The 17,852-nt window shown below is 64.7% G+C and carries 18 protein-coding genes and 2 tRNA genes; 9 read left to right on the plus strand and 11 right to left on the minus strand.

Annotated features, from left to right (window positions below; genetic code table 11):
• Positions 1 to 21 precede the first annotated feature (21 nt).
• Positions 22 to 738 (minus strand): GntR family transcriptional regulator, encoded by a 717-nt coding sequence (locus PSO31014_RS18785; protein WP_150553006.1) that lies wholly within the window; start codon positions 736 to 738, stop codon positions 22 to 24.
• Positions 739 to 914: 176 nt separating this feature from the next.
• Here PSO31014_RS18785 and PSO31014_RS18790 point away from each other — a divergent pair, with 176 nt between their 5' ends.
• The 6 genes from PSO31014_RS18790 to PSO31014_RS18815 all read left to right on the plus strand — a co-directional run bounded on the left by PSO31014_RS18790 (position 915) and on the right by PSO31014_RS18815 (position 8,282).
• A complete protein-coding gene (locus PSO31014_RS18790) occupies positions 915 to 2,135 on the plus strand; it encodes a pyridoxal-phosphate-dependent aminotransferase family protein (protein ID WP_150553007.1) in 1,221 nt (406 codons plus the stop codon).
• Positions 2,136 to 2,324: 189 nt separating this feature from the next.
• Positions 2,325 to 3,602, plus strand: coding sequence for an MFS transporter (locus tag PSO31014_RS18795; protein ID WP_017235234.1), 1,278 nt, complete (start codon positions 2,325 to 2,327; stop codon positions 3,600 to 3,602).
• A gap of 165 nt (positions 3,603 to 3,767) precedes the next feature.
• Positions 3,768 to 6,764 carry an FAD-binding and (Fe-S)-binding domain-containing protein gene (locus tag PSO31014_RS18800; RefSeq protein WP_246176833.1) on the plus strand — a complete coding sequence of 999 codons (2,997 nt, stop codon included), beginning with the start codon at positions 3,768 to 3,770 and terminating at the stop codon, positions 6,762 to 6,764.
• 37 nt (positions 6,765 to 6,801) lie between these two features.
• Positions 6,802 to 7,995, plus strand: a complete 1,194-nt coding sequence (locus PSO31014_RS18805; RefSeq protein WP_425494891.1) for a DSD1 family PLP-dependent enzyme — start codon at positions 6,802 to 6,804, stop codon at positions 7,993 to 7,995.
• Between the two features lie 119 nt (positions 7,996 to 8,114).
• A tRNA-Ala gene (locus PSO31014_RS18810) sits at positions 8,115 to 8,190 on the plus strand.
• A 16-nt stretch (positions 8,191 to 8,206) separates the two neighbouring features.
• Positions 8,207 to 8,282: transfer RNA gene (locus tag PSO31014_RS18815), tRNA-Glu, on the plus strand.
• A 175-nt stretch (positions 8,283 to 8,457) separates the two neighbouring features.
• Here PSO31014_RS18815 and PSO31014_RS18820 read toward each other — a convergent pair.
• The 4 genes from PSO31014_RS18820 to PSO31014_RS18835 all read right to left on the minus strand — a co-directional run bounded on the left by PSO31014_RS18820 (position 8,458) and on the right by PSO31014_RS18835 (position 10,754).
• Entirely contained in the window at positions 8,458 to 8,754 is a 297-nt protein-coding gene (locus PSO31014_RS18820) for a YciI-like protein (protein ID WP_130026614.1), read from the minus strand.
• Positions 8,755 to 8,825: 71 nt separating this feature from the next.
• A complete protein-coding gene (locus PSO31014_RS18825) occupies positions 8,826 to 9,143 on the minus strand; it encodes a VOC family protein (protein ID WP_150553009.1) in 318 nt (105 codons plus the stop codon).
• Between the two features lie 213 nt (positions 9,144 to 9,356).
• On the minus strand, positions 9,357 to 9,869 hold the full coding sequence (locus PSO31014_RS18830) for a hypothetical protein (RefSeq protein ID WP_150553010.1): 513 nt from the start codon (positions 9,867 to 9,869) through the stop codon (positions 9,357 to 9,359).
• Positions 9,870 to 10,019: 150 nt separating this feature from the next.
• Positions 10,020 to 10,754, minus strand: coding sequence for a YoaK family protein (locus PSO31014_RS18835; RefSeq protein WP_150553011.1), 735 nt, complete (start codon positions 10,752 to 10,754; stop codon positions 10,020 to 10,022).
• A 276-nt stretch (positions 10,755 to 11,030) separates the two neighbouring features.
• On the opposite strand from PSO31014_RS18835, the gene PSO31014_RS18840 reads away from it, so the two are divergent.
• A complete protein-coding gene (locus PSO31014_RS18840) occupies positions 11,031 to 11,552 on the plus strand; it encodes a DUF1993 domain-containing protein (protein ID WP_150553012.1) in 522 nt (173 codons plus the stop codon).
• A 107-nt stretch (positions 11,553 to 11,659) separates the two neighbouring features.
• Here the strand turns inward: PSO31014_RS18840 and PSO31014_RS18845 are convergent, their stop codons facing one another.
• A complete protein-coding gene (locus PSO31014_RS18845; protein WP_150553013.1) occupies positions 11,660 to 12,370 on the minus strand; it encodes a type 1 glutamine amidotransferase domain-containing protein in 711 nt (236 codons plus the stop codon).
• A gap of 239 nt (positions 12,371 to 12,609) precedes the next feature.
• Between PSO31014_RS18845 and PSO31014_RS18850 the strand changes: the two genes are divergently transcribed.
• Entirely contained in the window at positions 12,610 to 13,224 is a 615-nt protein-coding gene (locus PSO31014_RS18850; protein WP_150553014.1) for a glutathione S-transferase, read from the plus strand.
• A gap of 57 nt (positions 13,225 to 13,281) precedes the next feature.
• On the opposite strand, the gene PSO31014_RS18855 is transcribed toward PSO31014_RS18850, so the two are convergent.
• The 4 genes from PSO31014_RS18855 to PSO31014_RS18870 all read right to left on the minus strand — a co-directional run bounded on the left by PSO31014_RS18855 (position 13,282) and on the right by PSO31014_RS18870 (position 16,036).
• Entirely contained in the window at positions 13,282 to 14,043 is a 762-nt protein-coding gene (locus tag PSO31014_RS18855) for an ABC transporter permease (RefSeq protein ID WP_026132215.1), read from the minus strand.
• Positions 14,044 to 14,051: 8 nt separating this feature from the next.
• The gene (locus tag PSO31014_RS18860; RefSeq protein ID WP_174976584.1) at positions 14,052 to 14,981 is read right to left on the minus strand and encodes an ABC transporter ATP-binding protein; all 930 of its coding nucleotides are present in this window, start codon (positions 14,979 to 14,981) and stop codon (positions 14,052 to 14,054) included.
• A gap of 147 nt (positions 14,982 to 15,128) precedes the next feature.
• Positions 15,129 to 15,557: a VOC family protein gene (locus tag PSO31014_RS18865; RefSeq protein ID WP_150553016.1), complete on the minus strand. Its 429-nt coding sequence runs from the start codon at positions 15,555 to 15,557 to the stop codon at positions 15,129 to 15,131.
• A gap of 59 nt (positions 15,558 to 15,616) precedes the next feature.
• The gene (locus PSO31014_RS18870; RefSeq protein ID WP_150553017.1) at positions 15,617 to 16,036 is read right to left on the minus strand and encodes a YybH family protein; all 420 of its coding nucleotides are present in this window, start codon (positions 16,034 to 16,036) and stop codon (positions 15,617 to 15,619) included.
• 165 nt (positions 16,037 to 16,201) lie between these two features.
• Here PSO31014_RS18870 and PSO31014_RS18875 point away from each other — a divergent pair, with 165 nt between their 5' ends.
• Entirely contained in the window at positions 16,202 to 16,879 is a 678-nt protein-coding gene (locus PSO31014_RS18875; RefSeq protein ID WP_150553018.1) for a TetR/AcrR family transcriptional regulator, read from the plus strand.
• Between the two features lie 63 nt (positions 16,880 to 16,942).
• Here the strand turns inward: PSO31014_RS18875 and PSO31014_RS18880 are convergent, their stop codons facing one another.
• Entirely contained in the window at positions 16,943 to 17,848 is a 906-nt protein-coding gene (locus PSO31014_RS18880; protein ID WP_150553019.1) for a LysR family transcriptional regulator, read from the minus strand.
• Positions 17,849 to 17,852: the final 4 nt, after the last annotated feature.

Genomic DNA, 17,852 nt, shown 5'->3' on the forward strand with positions numbered 1-17,852 from the left:
GTGCCAGACGGCCGCTCGAACTCAGTTGCTGGGCGCGCCGTCCGCCGGTTCGGCGTGGATTTGCAGCACGGCGTCGCGTTTGGCGAGCAAATGCTTTCGCAGGATGTCGCCGAGGCGTTTGCCGTCATGCTTTTCTAACGCGTCGATCATCTGCTCGTGCTCGGCAATGGCGCGATCCCATTTGTCCGCGTGGAAGTTCGAGCGAAAACGCAGCGCCATCAACCGACGGTTGATCGCGACATACGTCTGGCGCAACGCCCCGTTGCGCGCGGCTTCATTGATGCGATCGTGAATCGCCTGATTGCGTGCGTAATAGCCCGGCAAATCCTGCTGCGCGCGGCACGCGAGCATCGCATAATGCAGCGCCTTGATTTCGGCCAGCTCGACCGGCGTCATCCGTTCGGCGGCCAACTCGCCTGAAAACGCTTCGAGCGCGCTCATCAGCTCGAACATCTCCCGGATTTCCTTCTCCGTCATGCGGGCAACGCTTGCCCCGCGATTCGGCGCAATCTCGATCAGTCCCTCGGCGGCCAGCACTTTGAAGGCCTCGCGCAGCGGCGTGCGCGAGATGCCCAGTGTCTCGCACAACTCCCGTTCATTGAGTTTCACGCCCGGCGATAGCACGCCCTCGATGATGAGCTTGCGCAGGTGCTCGACGACCGTGTCGTGCAAGCGCAGGCGCTCCACTCGCGGAATGTCTGGGGCGGCAATCGTCGACGTGTTTTCCATGTTTTGCATTCAAAATCCGTAAATCTCTATGGTCATGATTGTAACGTATGGCGCGACGCGCTCGTATCTCTAGGGTAAACGACTGTATTAAAAGTACTTCCTGCCTCTTGCGAAAGTGGCACGCTCTGCTAAAGTATTTTGCATGCAAAATTCAAAATCGAATTTTCAAGAGGAGAAAGACGTTCATGCTGAAGCTTGATTTTCATCCCTCGGGCCGCCACTTCCTGCAAATTCCAGGCCCCAGCCCGGTGCCCGATCGCATTCTGCGCGCCATGAGTTACCCGACGATCGATCATCGCGGCCCGGAATTCGGCGCGCTCGGCCGCAAGGTGCTTGCCGACATCAAGAAGATCTTTAAAACCGAACAGCCGGTGGTGATCTACCCGGCGTCGGGCACCGGTGCGTGGGAGGCGGCACTGTCGAACACGCTCTCGCCGGGCGATGCGGTGCTGATGTTCGAGACGGGGCACTTCTCCACGCTGTGGAAGAAAATGGCGGAGAGCCTCGGACTGAAGCCCGAGTTCATCGGCCTGCCGGGGACCGACGGCTGGCGCCGCGGGGTGCAGCCCGACATGATCGAAGCGCGTCTGCGCGCCGACACCGGGCACGCCGTCAAAGCCGTGTGCGTGGTGCATAACGAAACCTCCACGGGCGTCACGTCCGACATCGCGGCCGTGCGCCGTGCCATCGACGCGGCCGGACATCCCGCGCTGTTGCTCGTCGACACGATCTCGGGTCTGGGCTCGGCCGATTACCGTCACGACGAATGGGGCGTGGACGTCACCGTCTCGGGCTCGCAAAAGGGACTGATGTTGCCGCCAGGCATCAGCTTCAACGCGGTCTCGGCCAAGGCGCTCGACGCCGGTCGTCACGCAAAACTGCCGCGCGCGTTCTGGGGCTGGCAGGACATCATCGAAGCGAACAAGAACGGCTACTGGCCGTACACGCCGAACACGAACCTGCTGTACGGCCTGTCCGAAGCGCTCGACATGATCTTCGAGGAAGGGCTGGACAACGTGTTCGCGCGCCACCATCGCCTGGCCGAGGCCACGCGCCGCTCGGTGCGCGCGTGGGGGCTGGAAATTCAGTGTCAGGACCCGTCGGTCTACAGCCCGGTGCTCACTGGCGTGGTCATGCCGCAAGGCGTGGACGCCGACGACGTGCGCAAATGCATCTACGAACGCTTCGATATGTCGCTGGGGCAGGCGCTCGGCAAGATTCGCGGCACGATGTTCCGCATCGGCCATCTGGGCGACTGCAACGACCTCACGCTGATGGCAACGCTTTCGGGCTGCGAAATGGGGCTGCGGATGTCCGGTGTGAAACTCGCCGGGTCGGGCGTGGTTGCCGCAATGGACTACCTGGCGCAAGCGCGGGACACGCCGTCGCTCAAGGTGGCCGCCTGAGGCGTCGTCGTCGCAGGGACTGGGAGATGGGGGGACCGCCAACGTCTGGGGGCGCCCCTGCAGTGAACGCTTGATCTGTCATTCAGACGGCACGGGGCCACACCATAGAAGGGCCCCGGCCGCCGCAACACCTTTTGCGCCGCTGGCATGTTGCCGGCGCGCTTCACAGGCTGTTTCAGGAGACATGCAATGAAGCTTTTCAGAGCGACCCGGGTCGTGCTGGTGATGCTATGCGTCATGTATTTCATCACCTATCTCGATCGCGTCAACGTCAGCACGGCCGCGGCCGGCTTCGGCAAGGAGTTCAATCTCAACAAGACTGAAATCGGTCTCGTCTTCTCGGCATTTGCCTACCCTTATCTGGTCTTTCAAATCATCGGTGGCTGGGTGAGCGATCGCTTCGGAGCGAAGCGTACGCTGCTCGTGTGCGGTGCGTTGTGGGCGGTCGCGACGATCCTCACCGGCATGGCGGGGGGGCTCGTCACGCTGTTACTGGCGCGCCTGCTGCTCGGCCTCGGCGAGGGCGCTACGTTTCCGGCCGCCACGTCGGCCATGTCGCGCTGGGTCGCCAAGGAGAAGCGCGGCTTTGCGCAGGGCATCACGCACGCGGCCTCGCGCATCGGTAACGCCGTGGCGCCCGCCGTCGTCGTGTTCATCATGGCCACGCATGGCTGGCGTGAATCGTTCTATCTGTGCGGGATCGTGAGCCTGGTGTGGGTCGCGGTGTGGGGGCTCACGTTTACCGAGCGCCCGCAGGATCATCCGCGCATCACGACCGAAGAACTCGCCCTGTTGCCGCCGGTGAAAGCCAAGCGCGCGTCGTTGCCGTGGGGGCCGCTCTTCAAGCGCATGATGCCGGTCACCATCGTGTACTTCTGCTACGGCTGGACGCTTTGGCTCTTCCTGTCGTGGATTCCCCAATACTTCCTGCACAGCTATGACCTCAATCTGAAGAAGTCGGCGCTGTTCGCCTCGAGCGTGTTCTTCGCCGGTGTGCTCGGCGATACGTTGGGCGGTATCGTGACCGACAAACTGTACGAGCGCACCGGCAGCCTGAAGCGCGCACGTAGCTGGATGGTGTCGATCTGCATGCTGCTCACGCTGCTCTCGCTCGTACCGATGTTGTTCACGCACCAGTTGTATGTGTCGGTGGCATGCCTGGCGTTCGGCTTCTTCTTCGCCGAGATGACGATCGGGCCGATGTGGTCGATTCCGATGGATATCGCGCCGGAACACTCGGGCACCGCCAGCGGCATGATGAACACCGGGTCGGCGTTGGCGGCGATTCTCTCGCCGGTGATCTCGGGGTATCTCATCGATCGCACGGGCAACTGGGAATTGCCGTTCGTCGGCAGCATGATGCTCATGGCCCTCGGTGTCGTGCTGGCCTTCCGGATGCAGCCCGAGAGCAAATTCTCCCTCGATGGCGATGCCGCCGCGGCGAGCAACACCCGTCAGGCCGTCTGACTTGCGCACAACCCCTGCCGGGCCGCCGTCATGCATGCCCGGCAGGATCGCCTCGCCCAGATTGGCCCTGGGTCCGTCCCGTCCAACACCCGCAACGTCATGAATTCCCAATCGAACTCTCGCGCGAACGCGCATCCGAATCTCGTCGGCCAGCCCGTGCCTCTGATGCCGATGCAGCGCGGCGGCGTCGCACTCACGCCGTTGCAGGACCGTCTGCGTCGCGAGCTGCGCGGCGACGTGTGCTTCGATCGCGCGAGCCGTGGCCGCTACGCGACCGACGCGTCGATCTATCAGATTTTCCCGATCGGCGTGGTGGTGCCGCGCGATCAGGATGACCTGATCCTCGCGCTGGATATTGCGCGTGACCTGCGCGTGCCGGTGCTCGCGCGCGGTGCGGGCACGAGCCAGTGCGGCCAGACCATCGGCGAGGCGCTCGTCATCGACAACAGCAAGTGGCTGGGCCGCGTGGTGGCGTTCGACGCCGTGGCGCGCACGGTCACCGTCGAGCCGGGCATCGTGCTCGATCACCTGAACGCGTGGCTCAAGCCGCACGGCCTGTGGTTCCCGGTGGACGTGTCGACGGCCGCGCAATGCACCCTCGGCGGCATGACGGGCAACAACTCGTGCGGCTCGCGCTCCCTCGAGTACGGCAACATGGTGCACAACGTGCTGAGCATCGATGCGGTGCTGGCCGACGGCGCGCAACTGCATTTTGGCGCGCTCCATACGCCGCCCACCGACGCCCGCACGCAGGCAATACTCGCGAGCGTGCACGCCATTGCCATGCGCGAGCGCGAGGAATTGCGCGAGCGCGTGCCGCGCGTGCTGCGGCGTGTCGCGGGCTACAACCTCGATCTGTTCGACTGCCTCAACCCGCGCGCCTATACGGACGACGGCGTCGCCAACCTGTCGCATCTGCTGGTCGGCTCGGAAGGCACGCTGGCGTACAGCCGCCAGATCACGCTCAAGCTCGTGCCGCTGCCGGTGCACAAGACGCTGGGCGTGGTGAACTTCCCCACGTTCTATCAGGCGATGGATCTCACACAGCACATCGTCAAGCTGGGGCCGGTGGCGGTGGAGCTGGTCGACCGCACGATGATCGACCTGGCGAGGGACAACCCCGCGTTCCGTCCCGTGATCGAGACGGCGCTCGTCGGCGATCCGCAAGCGATTCTGTTGGTGGAGTTCGCGGGAGACGACGCTGGCGCGCTGCGCGCCAGGCTCGACGATCTCGCCACGCTCATGGCGGATCTGGGGTTGCCGGGCGTCGTGGTGAAGATGCCCGACGCGGGGCCGCAGAAAGCGCTCTGGGAAGTGCGCAAAGCGGGTCTGAACATCATGATGAGCATGAAAGGCGACGGCAAGCCGGTGTCGTTCATCGAAGATTGCGCGGTGCCGCTGGAACATCTTGCCGAGTACACGCGGCGTCTGACCGAAGTGTTCCATCGCAACGGCACCGAGGGCACATGGTATGCGCATGCGAGCGTGGGCACGCTGCACGTGCGACCGATCCTGGACATGCGTCGTGACGGCGCCGTGAAGATGCGTGCCATCGCCGAGGAGGCGGCGGCGCTCGTGCGCGAATACAAGGGCGCCTATTCGGGCGAGCACGGCGACGGGCTGTGCCGCGGCGAGTGGGTGGCGTGGCAATACGGTCCGCGGCTGAACGCGGCGTTCGGCGAGATCAAGCAACTGTTCGATCCGGACAATCGCTTCAACCCGGACAAGATGGTTCGTCCACCGAAGATGGACACGCGCGAGTTGTTTCGCTTCGCACCGGGCTACGCCGCCCAACCGATCGCGCCCGCGCTCGACTGGACGGCATGGAACGTACAGCGCAACGCGCTGACCGGCGAGCAGACGGCGCCCGACACCGGCACCGATGCCACACACGGACTCGCGTCGGCCGTCGAGATGTGCAACAACAACGGGCACTGCCGCAAGTTCGACGCCGGCACGATGTGTCCGAGCTACCGTGTCACGCGCGACGAGCAGCACGTCACGCGCGGACGTGCGAATACATTGCGTCTGGCCGTGTCGGGGCAATTGGGCGAGGCGGGGCTCGCCAGCGACGACGTCAAGGCGGCGCTCGATCTGTGCGTGTCGTGCAAGGGCTGCAAGCGCGATTGCCCGACGGGCATCGACATGGCGCGCTTCAAGATCGAGGCGCGTCACGCGCGGGCCAAGCGTCACGGCGTGTCGCTGCGCGACAAGTTGATCGCCTATCTCCCGCGCTACGCCCCATGGGCCAGCCGCGTGGGCGGCCTGCTCGATGCGGCGCAGCGGCTGCCGGGCAGCAACGTGGCGAAGCGCTGGCTCGGCCTGGCGCCGGAGCGCTCGCTGCCGGCACTGAAGGCTTCGTTCCTGGACCATCAGGCGCCGCTGGCGGACTCGCCCGCGGCGGATTCGGCAGGGCAGCGTCAGGTGCTGCTGTTCGTCGACACATTCAACAACTACATGGAGCCGGAGAACGCGCGCGCGGCGAAGCGCGTGCTCGACGCCGCGGGATACACCGTTCACGTGAATCGGCGGGCGGGCGAGCGGCCGCTATGCTGCGGTCGAACGTTCCTCGCGGCGGGGCTCGTGGATGAGGCGAAGGCGGAGGCGCGGCGCCTGCTCGACGCGTTGATGCCGTTCGTCGAGCGCGGTGTGCCGATCGTGGGCTTGGAGCCGTCGTGCCTACTGTCGTTGCGCGACGAAGTGCTGGGCTACGGCTTTGGCGATGCGGCCCGCAAGTTGGCCGACAACGCGTTTCTCTTTGAGGAATTTCTGGTTCGTGAGAAGACGGCGGGCCGCTTCGACGTGGCCTGGCGCGCGCTGCCCGACGGTGTGGACGAAGCCCTGGTGCACGGGCACTGCCATCAGAAGGCGTTCGACGCGTTCTCGCCCGTCACGGCGGTGCTTGGATGGGTGCCGGGGCTGAAGGTATCATCGATCGAATCGTCATGCTGCGGCATGGCGGGCAGTTTCGGATACGAGGCCGAGCACTATGACACGTCGCGAGCGATGTCCGAATTGACGCTATTGCCGGCGGTCAGGCAGCGCGGCGAGAATGCCATTGTGGTTGCCGACGGCACCAGTTGCCGGCATCAGATCCACGATGGAGCGCACACGCAAGCGCTTCATGTGGCGTGTGTGCTGGACCGCGCGCTGCCTGCGTGAATGCCGATTTTTTGCAAACGCCCTTCAAAGGATTGTGATGCCCGATTCGGACAATACGGCTTCGGCCTCGTCGGCCTCGTCGAACGCTGCCTCCGGGCGTCTTGCGGTGCCGCCGGTCGCCCGTGTGGGCGATTCGCTTGCCCAGGTGGCAACGCCATCGTTGCTGCTCGATCTCGACGCCTTCGACGCGAACGTCGCGCGCATGGCGAGCGCGGCGGCCGCGCGCGGGGTGGCGGTGCGTCCGCATGCCAAGGCGCACAAGTGCGCCACGATTGCCCAGGCGCAGATGGCGGCGGGCGCGGTGGGCATCTGCTGTCAGAAGCTCACCGAGGCGATTCCGTTCGTCAACGCGGGCATCGGCAGCATCCACATCAGCAACGAGTTCGTTGGCGAAGCCCGTGTGGCGCTGGCGGTGGCGATGGCCGCGCGCGTGACGCTGTCCGTGTGCGTGGACGACGTGCGTCAGGTGGCGCCGCTCGGCAAGGCGGCACAGCGCGCCGGTGTGCGCATCGCGGTGTTGCCCGAGGTCGATGTGGGGCAGGGGCGTTGCGGTGTCGATTCGACGCAGGCCGTGGGCAACCTGATCGACGCGATCGATCATTACGAAGGGCTGCGCTTCGGCGGGTTGCAGGCGTATCACGGCAGTGCGCAGCATGTCGATGGCTGGGACGCGCGACGCGACACGGCGCGGCTTGCCGCCGATCGCGCGGCGGCTTATGTGCGCTTTCTGGAGGCGCGCGGCATCCCCTGTCCGGTGGTGACCGGCGGCGGAACCGGCACGGCCGAGTTCGACATCGAGAGCGGCGTGTACACGGAGATTCAGCCTGGCTCGTATGTGTTTCTCGACGGTCATTATGGCGCGCTGGAATGGCGCGACGACTGGCGCTTTCTTCACGGTCTCTTTCTCGCGTCGACGGTCATGAGCACGGCGCGCGCGGGCATCGTCGTTTGCGACGCGGGACTCAAGAGCGTGGCGACCGATTCCGGGTTGCCGCGCTTCTGGTCGTCGCAACAGGCGGGCCAGCCGCAGTACCGCACGGCGTCGGACGAACATGGCGTGCTCGAACTGGCGTCGCCCGACGAGGACGGTGCGCCCTGGCTCGGCGAGCCTATCCTGCTTGTGCCGGGGCATTGCGATCCGACAGTCAATCTCTACGACCGATACGTCGCGGTGCGACACGGACGAGTCGAAGGGCTGTGGCCCATCGAGGCGCGCGGACTGAGTCAGTGAGCGCGAGCGGCATGACCGATCGGGATGGACGCCAATACGTCGCGTTCGCGCCAAATATTTTGGGGCGGGGGCTTCCCAACCTTCGAAAACCGCGCTATAGTCTCACTTCTTCGCCGTACGGGGGTATAGCTCAGCTGGGAGAGCGCTTGCATGGCATGCAAGAGGTCAGCGGTTCGATCCCGCTTACCTCCACCAAAACGGAAGACTTTATGTCCCCTTCGTCTAGAGGCCTAGGACATCACCCTTTCACGGTGAGTACAGGGGTTCGAATCCCCTAGGGGACGCCAGATTTACCGGCGTGACTCTCGGAGCTTTCCGAAAGCACGACGCTCAATCGGTTGTCGACAAACGCGCTTGGCTTCATCGCCAAGCGCGTTTTGTTTTTCTGCGGCGGATTGCGCGTGCATCCACGGCATGCGATGCGGCAATCGCAGACGCGAACGCACGCAATGGCCGTCGCGCTTAACGCACCGGCGAACTCGCCATCTTCCCCACCACCGTTTTCCACGGGCGCACGCGCCACGACTTCACCAGTCCATGGGCTACGTAGGGATCGGCGTTCGCAAACGCTTCCGCCGCGGCCGGCGAGTCGCCTTCGAAGAGCAGGGCGGCCGTGTCGACGGGGGATTCCAGGGCGCCGGCCAAGAGCAGTTCGCCGCGCTCGGCCGCTTGCCATGCGAGCGCCAGATGCGCATCGCGGTACTGACCCCGCCGTTCGAGATAATCGTCGACGAGGTCGTAAGTGAGCAGGTAATGCATGGTCATGCCTCCGTTGAGTTCGCTGCCGTACCGCGTCATTATCCGTAAAACGCCGACGGCAGGGCAGAGGGCTACGCGTGACGCACCGCTACCCCGTAAGTGCTCACTATGCGTTGGTCCTGCTCCTTCGCGGAAAACGCTTCCCACATCAAGCCGTTGCAATCGGTACTGCTCGAGTATGCGGGGGCGTCGTCGTCCTCGAAGCCGACGTGTCGCAGTTCCCCGGCGCGTGACGGCGATTGATTGATCGAGAAGTTGAGCAGATCGGTACGCCACATGGCGTACGCGCCCGGCACGACAGCCGTTGGCGGCTGGCCGAGACGGACCGAATAGTCCTGAATGGATGCGTCGAGATCGCGCACGGCGAGTGCGATGTGAAAGCGTTTCATAGGGTCTCCTGACGGTGAGCATCGCGATGTATCGACGCGGGGCAGTGTGAGTGCCCGCTCGCGTGGCGAGCAGAGCGTCGGCGAAGCCCATCATAGAGCGCGTTGGAAGACCCAGCCAGACGAGCCGTAATCCCGGTATCCAACGTAATGGGATATGTCGCCGCTGCCGATAGAGCGCCCGACGAAAACGCCGAGAGGCGAGTGAGCGGGCGCTTACTGGGGGCGCTGGAAGTCGTTCTCGACCCACGCGCGGGCGCTGTGGCGCGAGAGCTTGAACGTGGGCGGCACCTTGACCGACGCGACGGTTTCGCCGAAACGGTCGACAGCGCTCAGCACAGCGTGGGGGTCGTAGTCGTCGGGCACGATGTCGAGCGTGACGTCGATGTCGCCGTCGGGGCCGTCGACGCTCACGCGCTTGTGCAACTGGGCGCGCAACTGCTGTTCGTGACGGCGCAGCACTTCGTCGGCCGTTTTCACCAGCGTGTGGAAAGCGCCAACATCGAGCGGCTTCGGATTCTTCTTGTCACGCCCCATGGTCCAGGGACCGACGAGCGCCGGCTCCGATTCGCCGTCCTTGTACATGGCGACCGCCCAGCCGTCGTCGTCCTCGTTCTTGACGACCTTGGCCGTCCATCCGTCGTCGCGCCAAAGGCGGGCGTCGTGGATGGCATCGCCGCTATCGGCGGAGTTCTCGGTCGAAAGAAGGTTGGCGGGGGTGGCAGTCACTGGCGGAGATCGGTGCTTGGGGATGGGCGGATGAGGGTGCGAGGCGCGTCGAAGCGCACGGCTGAAGGATGCGATTTTACCGCGTTCGGCCAAAGCGCGGACGCATTCGCTGCGCTGCGTAGGCAAACGCGTGATGCCAGCGTCAACCGCTCACTCGTTGGCGATCGCCAGCGCCACGAGCAGCAGCACTGGCAGCAACACGCACCAGAACCCCGTGCCGTGATACGCGAAGCCGCCGAAAACGGCCCCGACAGCGAACGCCGCCAAGGCGGGAATCATCTTGCGCAGACGCGCTCGCACGGCGTTGTCGTCGCTGCAATGACCGCTCGCCAACTCGACGATATCAATCACGATTTGCGTAGTGTTACCGGTCATGATCGTGGTCGGGGCCAGATCGGCGAGCACCAGGCGCCCGACGGCATTCTGGATCGCGAGGGCGGCCACGCCGAACATGCCCGACAGGATCGCCAGCGGCGCATCGGCCGAGACGATGGGTTGTGCCGCCATGCCCACGAGCATGAAGCCGAGCAGCAGCAACGTTTGCACCACGAGCAGCGGCCGCAGCGGCCGTCGTTCCGTTCGCGAGAAGCGCTGCACCACGAGTTTCACCAGCGCGACGACGATGACGAACACGGGCAGTGCCAACAGTTTGGCCAGTACGCCCACATGGGTGCTCGCGACCAACTGCACGCCGATCATCACGAAGTTGCCGGTCACGTGCGCGGTGAACAGTCCGAACAACGCGATGAAGCCCACGACGTCGATATAGCCCGCCACGAAGGCGAGTGACATGCCGATGACCGTGGGTTTGGCAAATTGGCTCACCCACGCGCGCGCAACGGTGGCGGCCTCGGTCGGCGTGGGGATGTGGCGGGGGGCACCCATGGCAGCTCCTCTGTCGACTTGCATGGCAGGTTTTGCGCATCCGGTTCGGCATGCGAGGCAAGCGCAGGCAGGCACGGTGTGCGAGTGAAGCATATCACCGCCGTATGCTGGCCGGCGGCACGGCGACACCGTGCGGCGCCGACCCCGCCGACGATCGCATTCCCGCTCCCGCGGGCCGTTCGGGGTGCCCGGCGAGAATGTTTCGGGGCTGATAGCATGTCTTGTCGCACGCTTCGAGTGCGCTCACCGTCATGCCAAACTTGGAGGAGCCTTCCGATGTCGATCTCTCTTTATCGCGCCACCGTTCCGGTCTATCTGCGTGGCCTGACCGTCACGGCCGACTACCTCCAGAAGGCGCGCGCGCATTGCGAAGCGAACGCGCTCGACCCCGCGACGATTCTCAAGGCGAAGCTAGCCCCCGACATGCTCGACTTCGTGGCGCAAGTGCAGCGCGTGAGCGACACGGCCAAGTTCGCCGTCGCGCGAATCACGGGCGTGGAGTCGCCGAAGTTCGACGACAACGAGACGACGTTCGACCAACTGCGCGATCGCATCGCGAACACCGAGGCGTTCATCGCCGGCATTCTCGAAGAGCGATTCGACGGGGCCGAGTCGCGACAGATCACCCTGAAGTTCAAGGACCATCAGACGACGATGGACGCCGTCGACTACGTGCTGAAGTTCGCATTGCCGAACTTCTATTTTCATGTGACGACCACGCACGACATTCTGCGCGCGCAAGGCGTGGCGGTCGGCAAGGCGGATTATCTCGGCCCGTACGAGACGCAGAAAATCTGACCGGTGCGTGCCGATTGGCAGCGCCGGCGGGAAACGCGCTGATGCGGGCTGACTGAGGCCGCCGCGTCAGCGCGTGGAGATGGCACGATGCGAGCGCCTCTCGTGCATCACGGAAGGGACGAGGGCAGGGAAGGCAGACGCGGCTCCATCATGGCGAGCACTGTGCGCGCCGCTTCGTCCGACGACGCCGGATTCTGGCCCGTGACCAGCCGGCCATCGCCGACCACATGCGATTGCCAGTTGTCGGCCTTCTCATACAACCCGCCCAGGCGTTTGAGTTCGTCTTCGACCAGGAACGGCACCACGTCGGTGAGACCGACGGCGGCCTCCTCCTCGTTGGTGAAGCCTGTGACGTGGCGCCCCCGTACGAGCGGCTCACCGTTCTCGCTGCGCACCTGACGCAGCACCCCCGGCGCATGGCAGACAAAGCCGATGGGCTTGCCGGCACGCTCGAAAGCTTCGATCAGACGGATGGAGTTCGGGTCTTGCGCGAGATCCCACAGCGGGCCATGGCCGCCGGGGTAAAAGACGGCGTCGTAGTCGGTGACCTTGACGTCGGCCAGCCGGAGGGTATTCGCCAGCGCCTGCTGCGCGACCGAGTCTTCACGGAAGCGTCGCGTCGCGTCGGTCTGGGCATCGGGCTCGTCGCTTTTCGGATCGAGCGGCGGTTGTCCGCCTGCGGGGGACGCCAGCGTGACCGCCAGTCCCTCGTCGATGAATACGTAGTACGGTGAGGCGAATTCTTCGAGCCAGAAACCGGTTTTCTTGCCCGTGTCGCCGAGGCGGTCGTGCGAGGTCAGCACCATCAGGATGTTCATGAATCGTCTCCTTGTCGAGTCGGCCATTCGGGCAATTCTACCCGTCATGGGGCGCGCTCGCCCGCGACAGGCTCGCGCGCGTCTCTTGTGAGCCAAATTCGCAGAAAGCGGTGATCGAATTCGATTTGCGGAGCATCGGACGTCCGCTATGCTTGTGCGGATGCGGGCACCGCCCGCCGCCATTCTGCCTACGCAAGACCCCACGACCCGGCGGCGACTGCCGTCCTCAGGAGCAAGACATGCAATTGATCGGAATGCTCGATTCCCCCTACGTGCGCCGCACGGCGATTTGCCTGAAGTTGCTGGGCCTACCGTATGCGCATCACGCGCTGTCCGTGTTTCGAACGTTTGACGAGTTTGCCGAGATCAATCCGGTCGTGAAGGCCCCGACGCTCGTGACCGACGACGGCACGGTGCTCATGGACTCGACGCTGATCCTGCAATACCTGGAGACGCTGGTCGATCCGGCGCAGCGGCTTGTGCCGAGCGATCCTGCCGAGCGTTTGCGCGCATTGCGCCTGACGGGCCTGGCCTTGGCGGCGTGCGAAAAGTCGGTGCAACTGGTGTATGAGCGCGAACTGCGGCCGAGCGAGAAGCGGCACGTCCCGTGGACCGATCGCGTGCGCAAACAGGTGCATGCAGCCTTTCACGCGCTGGAGGTTGAGCTGGCGCAAGTGCCGATCGAGGCGACGCCGGACCGGATCGGCGAGCACGGCGTGACGATTGCCGTGGCATGGCGGTTCCATCACCTGTTGGTGCCGGAACTCGATTTCACCGCCGAGTTTCCGGAAATCGCCAGCTTTTCCGCGCAGGCGGAAGCGCTGCCGGCGTTTCTCGAGACACCGCCGATCTGACGGACGCGGCGACGGCACACGCCCAGCGCCGGACGGCTCGCCGTCCGGCAGGCGGGGTCAGCTCTTGAGCCGGTAACCGGTCTTGAACATCCAGGCGACGATGCTCAGGAAGACGGCGAGGAAAACGAGCGTCATGCCCAGACTCACCCCGACGCTCACGTCCGCCAGCCCGTAGAAGCTCCAGCGAAAACCGCTGATGAGATACACAACCGGATTGAACAGCGTGACGGTGCGCCAGAACGGCGGCAGGATGTGCGTCGAGTAGAAGCTACCGCCGAGAAAGGTGAGCGGCGTGATGATGAGCAGCGGCACGAGTTGCAGTTTCTCGAAGCCGTCGGCCCAGATGCCGATGATGAAACCGAGCAGGCTGAACGTCACGGCCGTGAGCACCAGGAACAACACCATCCATATCGGATGTTCGATGCGCAGCGGCACGAACAGCGCGGCCGTGCCGAGCATGATCACCCCGAGCACGATCGACTTGGTGGCTGCCGCGCCCACGTAGGCGATCACGATCTCCATATACGACACCGGCGCGGAGAGGAGTTCGTAGATCGTGCCGGTGAAGCGCGGGAAATAGATGCCGAACGACGCGTTCGTGACGCTCTGCGTGAGCAGCGAGAGCATGATGAGGCCCGGCACGATGAACGCGCCGTAAGGCACGCCCTCGATTTCGGGAATGCGCGAGCCGATGGCCGCACCGAACACCACGAAGTACAGCGAGGTCGAGATGACCGGCGAGATGATGCTCTGCATCAGCGTGCGACGCGTGCGCGCCATCTCGAAGTTGTAGATCGCCCTGACGGCGTAGAAATTCATGGCGCGGCTCATCCTTCTTTCCTGTGCACGAGCGAGACGAAGATATCTTCGAGCGAGCTTTGCGTCGTATGCAGATCCTTCACCGAGATACCGGCGCGTTCCATGTCGCGCAGCAGGGTGGCGATGGACGTCTGCTCGATGTTGGCGTCGTAGGCGAAGACGAGTTCGGTGCCGTTGGCGCCGAGCGTGAGGCCGTAGGCAGCCAGCGCCTCGGGCACGGCGCTGAGCGGCTCGGTCAGTTGCAACGTGAGTTGCTTGCTGCCCATGTGCCGCATCAGCTCGGTCTTCTCCTGCACGAGCGTGATCTGCCCGCCGGTGATGATGCCCACGCGATCGGCCATCTCCTCGGCTTCTTCGATGTAGTGCGTGGTGAGGATCACGGTCACGCCGGTCTCGCGCAACGAGTTCACGAGGCGCCACATGTCGCGGCGCAACTCCACGTCGACGCCGGCGGTGGGCTCGTCGAGGAACAGCACGCGCGGCTCGTGCGAGAGCGCCTTGGCGATCAGCACGCGCCGCTTCATGCCGCCCGAGAGCTGCATGATGCGGCTGTCCTTCTTCTCCCACAGCGAGAGCGAGCGCAGCACCTTTTCGATGTGCGCCGGATTCGCGGGCTTGCCGAACAGGCCGCGCGAGAACGAGACAGTGGCCCACACCGACTCGAACGAGTCCGTGGTCAGCTCCTGCGGAACCAGCCCGATGGCCTCACGCGCGGCACGGTAGTCCGTGACGATATCGTGACCGTCGACAGTGACCGTGCCCGAGGTCGGACGCACGATGCCGCAAATGGTGCTGATGAGGGTCGTTTTGCCGGCGCCGTTCGGGCCGAGCAGGGCGAAGATCTCGCCGCGCTGGATTTCCAGATTGATGTTCTTGAGCGCCTGGAAACCCGTCGCGTACGTCTTCGACAGATTCTGGATTGAGATCACGGATGGCATGGCGGCGACGATAGCACAGGCGTGAAGAAGTTGTTGGGCACGCCGCGCGGGCGCAAAAAGGCGGGCAGCGGAGCCGTCGTCGGCGCCGATACCCGCCCACAGCAACGAAGCGAGCGGCCGGACAAGCGCCCGGCGCGCGCCGATACCTCAGCCCTTCGGCATTTCCTTCGGCACGATCACCATCCAGTTCATGCCGAAGCGATCCTTGATCATGCCGAACGTCTTCGCGAAGAAGGTCTCGCCGAGCGGCATGTTGACCTCGCCGCCGTCGGCGAGCGCGTGGAAGGCCTTCTCGGCCGCGGCCACTTCGGCGAAGTCGACCGACAGCGAGAAGCCGTCGAACTTGGGCTTGCCGCTCACCATGCCGTCCGAGGCCATCACCATCGAATCGCCGAGGGTGAATTCGCCATGCATGATCTTGTTCTCGCTCCCGGGCGGCAGCATCCCCGACGGACACGGCTCCGGGCTCTCGCCGTAGCGCATGAGCATGCCGCGCTTCGCGCCCAGCACTTTCTCGTAGAACGCAATGGCTTCTTCGCAACGACCTTCGAAAAACAAATAGGAATGGACTTGCATGGAACGCTCCTCTCGATTCGGAAAAGGGGGGGGCGTGGCGACGCCCCGGCAGACAAGGATTACGGTGCGAACGTCATGGGTACCGACGCGTGCTCGTGCACCACGCGCCAGCGGCCTTGCGTCTTGCGATAGCCCACGGTCGCGCGCACGGTGGCGCCGTGCATCTGTCCGTCGGGGCCGGTGTTGCGAACCACATTCACACTGTGGCTGAACGCCAGATCGCCGGCGTGCACGAGATGCCACTGCGTGACTTCGAAATGAATTGGCCCGACCGTGTGGCCGAACCAACCCTCGAGCAGACGGCGATACGCCTCGGTGCCGAGATGCTCGGTGGGCGGCATCACGTCGAACACGACGACGTCAGGGTCGTAATGCTCGAGCAGTGTGCCGACCGACTTGCTGCGCACGGCGTCGAGCCATGCCGAATGAATCGCCCGAATGGCGGCTTCGTCGCCGTGTGCGGGATACGTCTCAACCATAGTGCCTCCTGATGTAAAGCGAGTGACTTCTGGTGGGGGACGGCAACGGCGACGAGACTCCCCTGCCGCCCGGTACATCGAGACATGATGCACCGCAACTTGTCTTTGTGGACAGTGTACACAAACAATAGCAGACATAATGGACACTGTCCACAAGGGGTTGTAATGACTGAACAGGTAACAACGGCCGGCCCGGCGCGCACGACATATCGACATGGCGACCTGCGCCGGGCGTTGCTGGAGGCCGGGATTGCGCTGGCACGCGAGGGCGGGCCGGATGCGGTCGTCTTGCGCGAGGCAACGCGCCGCGTCGGGGTCGTGCCGAATGCGGCGTATCGGCACTTCGCGAACCGTCAGGCTTTGCTCGACGCCGTGCGCTCGGCGGCCCTGGCCGAGTTGGCGGTGGCCATCGAACATGAGTTGGCGGCGTGCGAGACGTCGGCGCTCGATAGGGTTGCACGCGCCCGCTCTGGGCTGCGTGCTGTCGGCATCGGTTATCTGCACTTCGCTCGCGCGCATCCGGGGCTGTTTCGAACGGCCTTTTCTCCGTCGGAGAATGTGCGTTCGGCGGCCGATCCGGCCAAGGCGGGGGCGAGCGGTCTCAACCCGTTCGAACTGCTGGGGGCGGCGCTCGACGGTATGGTCGCGGCCAAGCTCATCGACGCGGCACAGCGACCCGGCGCGGAGTATCTGGCCTGGGCGGCCGTGCATGGGTTGTCGGTGCTGGTCATCGACGGTCCGCTGCGCAATCTGCCCGACGATCAGGTCGACGGGTTGGGGCAGCGCCTCGTCGTGATGGTCGAGCGGGGATTATCGGAAGGGGGGCGCGTCAGTGAGGCGTAGACAGTCGCGATGGTCGTCGCGTGGGGCGTTTGTCCGCCGACTTCAACGGATGGCAACGCAACATTAAATCTCCGTCAGACGCGGCGTCAGCAAGTCGGCGAGCCAGTTCATGAACGCCTGGGCGCGCCGGGGCAGGTGACGGCGGTTCGCATACAGCAAGGTGACCGCCAGCGGCTCCGCTTGATACTCCGGGAGTACGGCTTGCAGCGTGCCGTCGGACAACAGCCCCCGCACACCACTCTCGGGCGCCTGAATCAGCCCAAGTCCGGCGAGGCACGCCGCTTGATAGGCGTCGGCATTGTTCACGGTCAGTACTCCCTCCATTGGCCACTGCGCATAGCGTTCACCGTCGAAGTATTCCCAGCCCACGGGGCGAGCGCCCAACGTCGTCGCGTAATGGATCAGTCGATGCGAGCGCAGGTCGTCGAGCGAACGCGGTATGCCGTAGCGGGCGAGATACGCCGGGCTCGCGACGTTGATCTGCCGCATGTGGCCGAGCGGTCGCGCGATCAGCGTTGAATCGGCGACGGCGCCCACGCGCAGCACGCAGTCGAACCCTTCGCGCACGAGATCGACACGCCGGTCGGTGCTCGACAGTTCCAGGCGCAGGGCCGGATGTTGCGCCAAGAAGGCGGGCAGTTGCGGAATGACGGTCGTACGCGCGAGCGTGGCAGGCAAATCGACGCGCAGACGGCCGGTCAGCGCTTCGTCGCGCGCGACGAACATCGTCTCCCACTCTTCCATGTCGGCGAGCAAATCCTGGCATCGCTCAAGGCACGCTTGGCCATCTTGCGTGAGTTGCACGCGTCGTGTGGTCCGATGCAGCAGGCGCGTGCCCAGCTTGGCCTCCAATTGCTTGATGGCGTTGGACACGCTGGCGCGAGGCAGGCCAAGACTGTCGGCGGCCTGCGTGAAGCTGCCGGTCTGCGTAACACGCACGAAGATGCGCATGGCGTCGAGCTGATGCATGGTG

The sequence above is a fragment of the Pandoraea soli genome (assembly GCF_902459595.1).
Lineage (GTDB): Bacteria > Pseudomonadota > Gammaproteobacteria > Burkholderiales > Burkholderiaceae > Pandoraea > Pandoraea cepalis.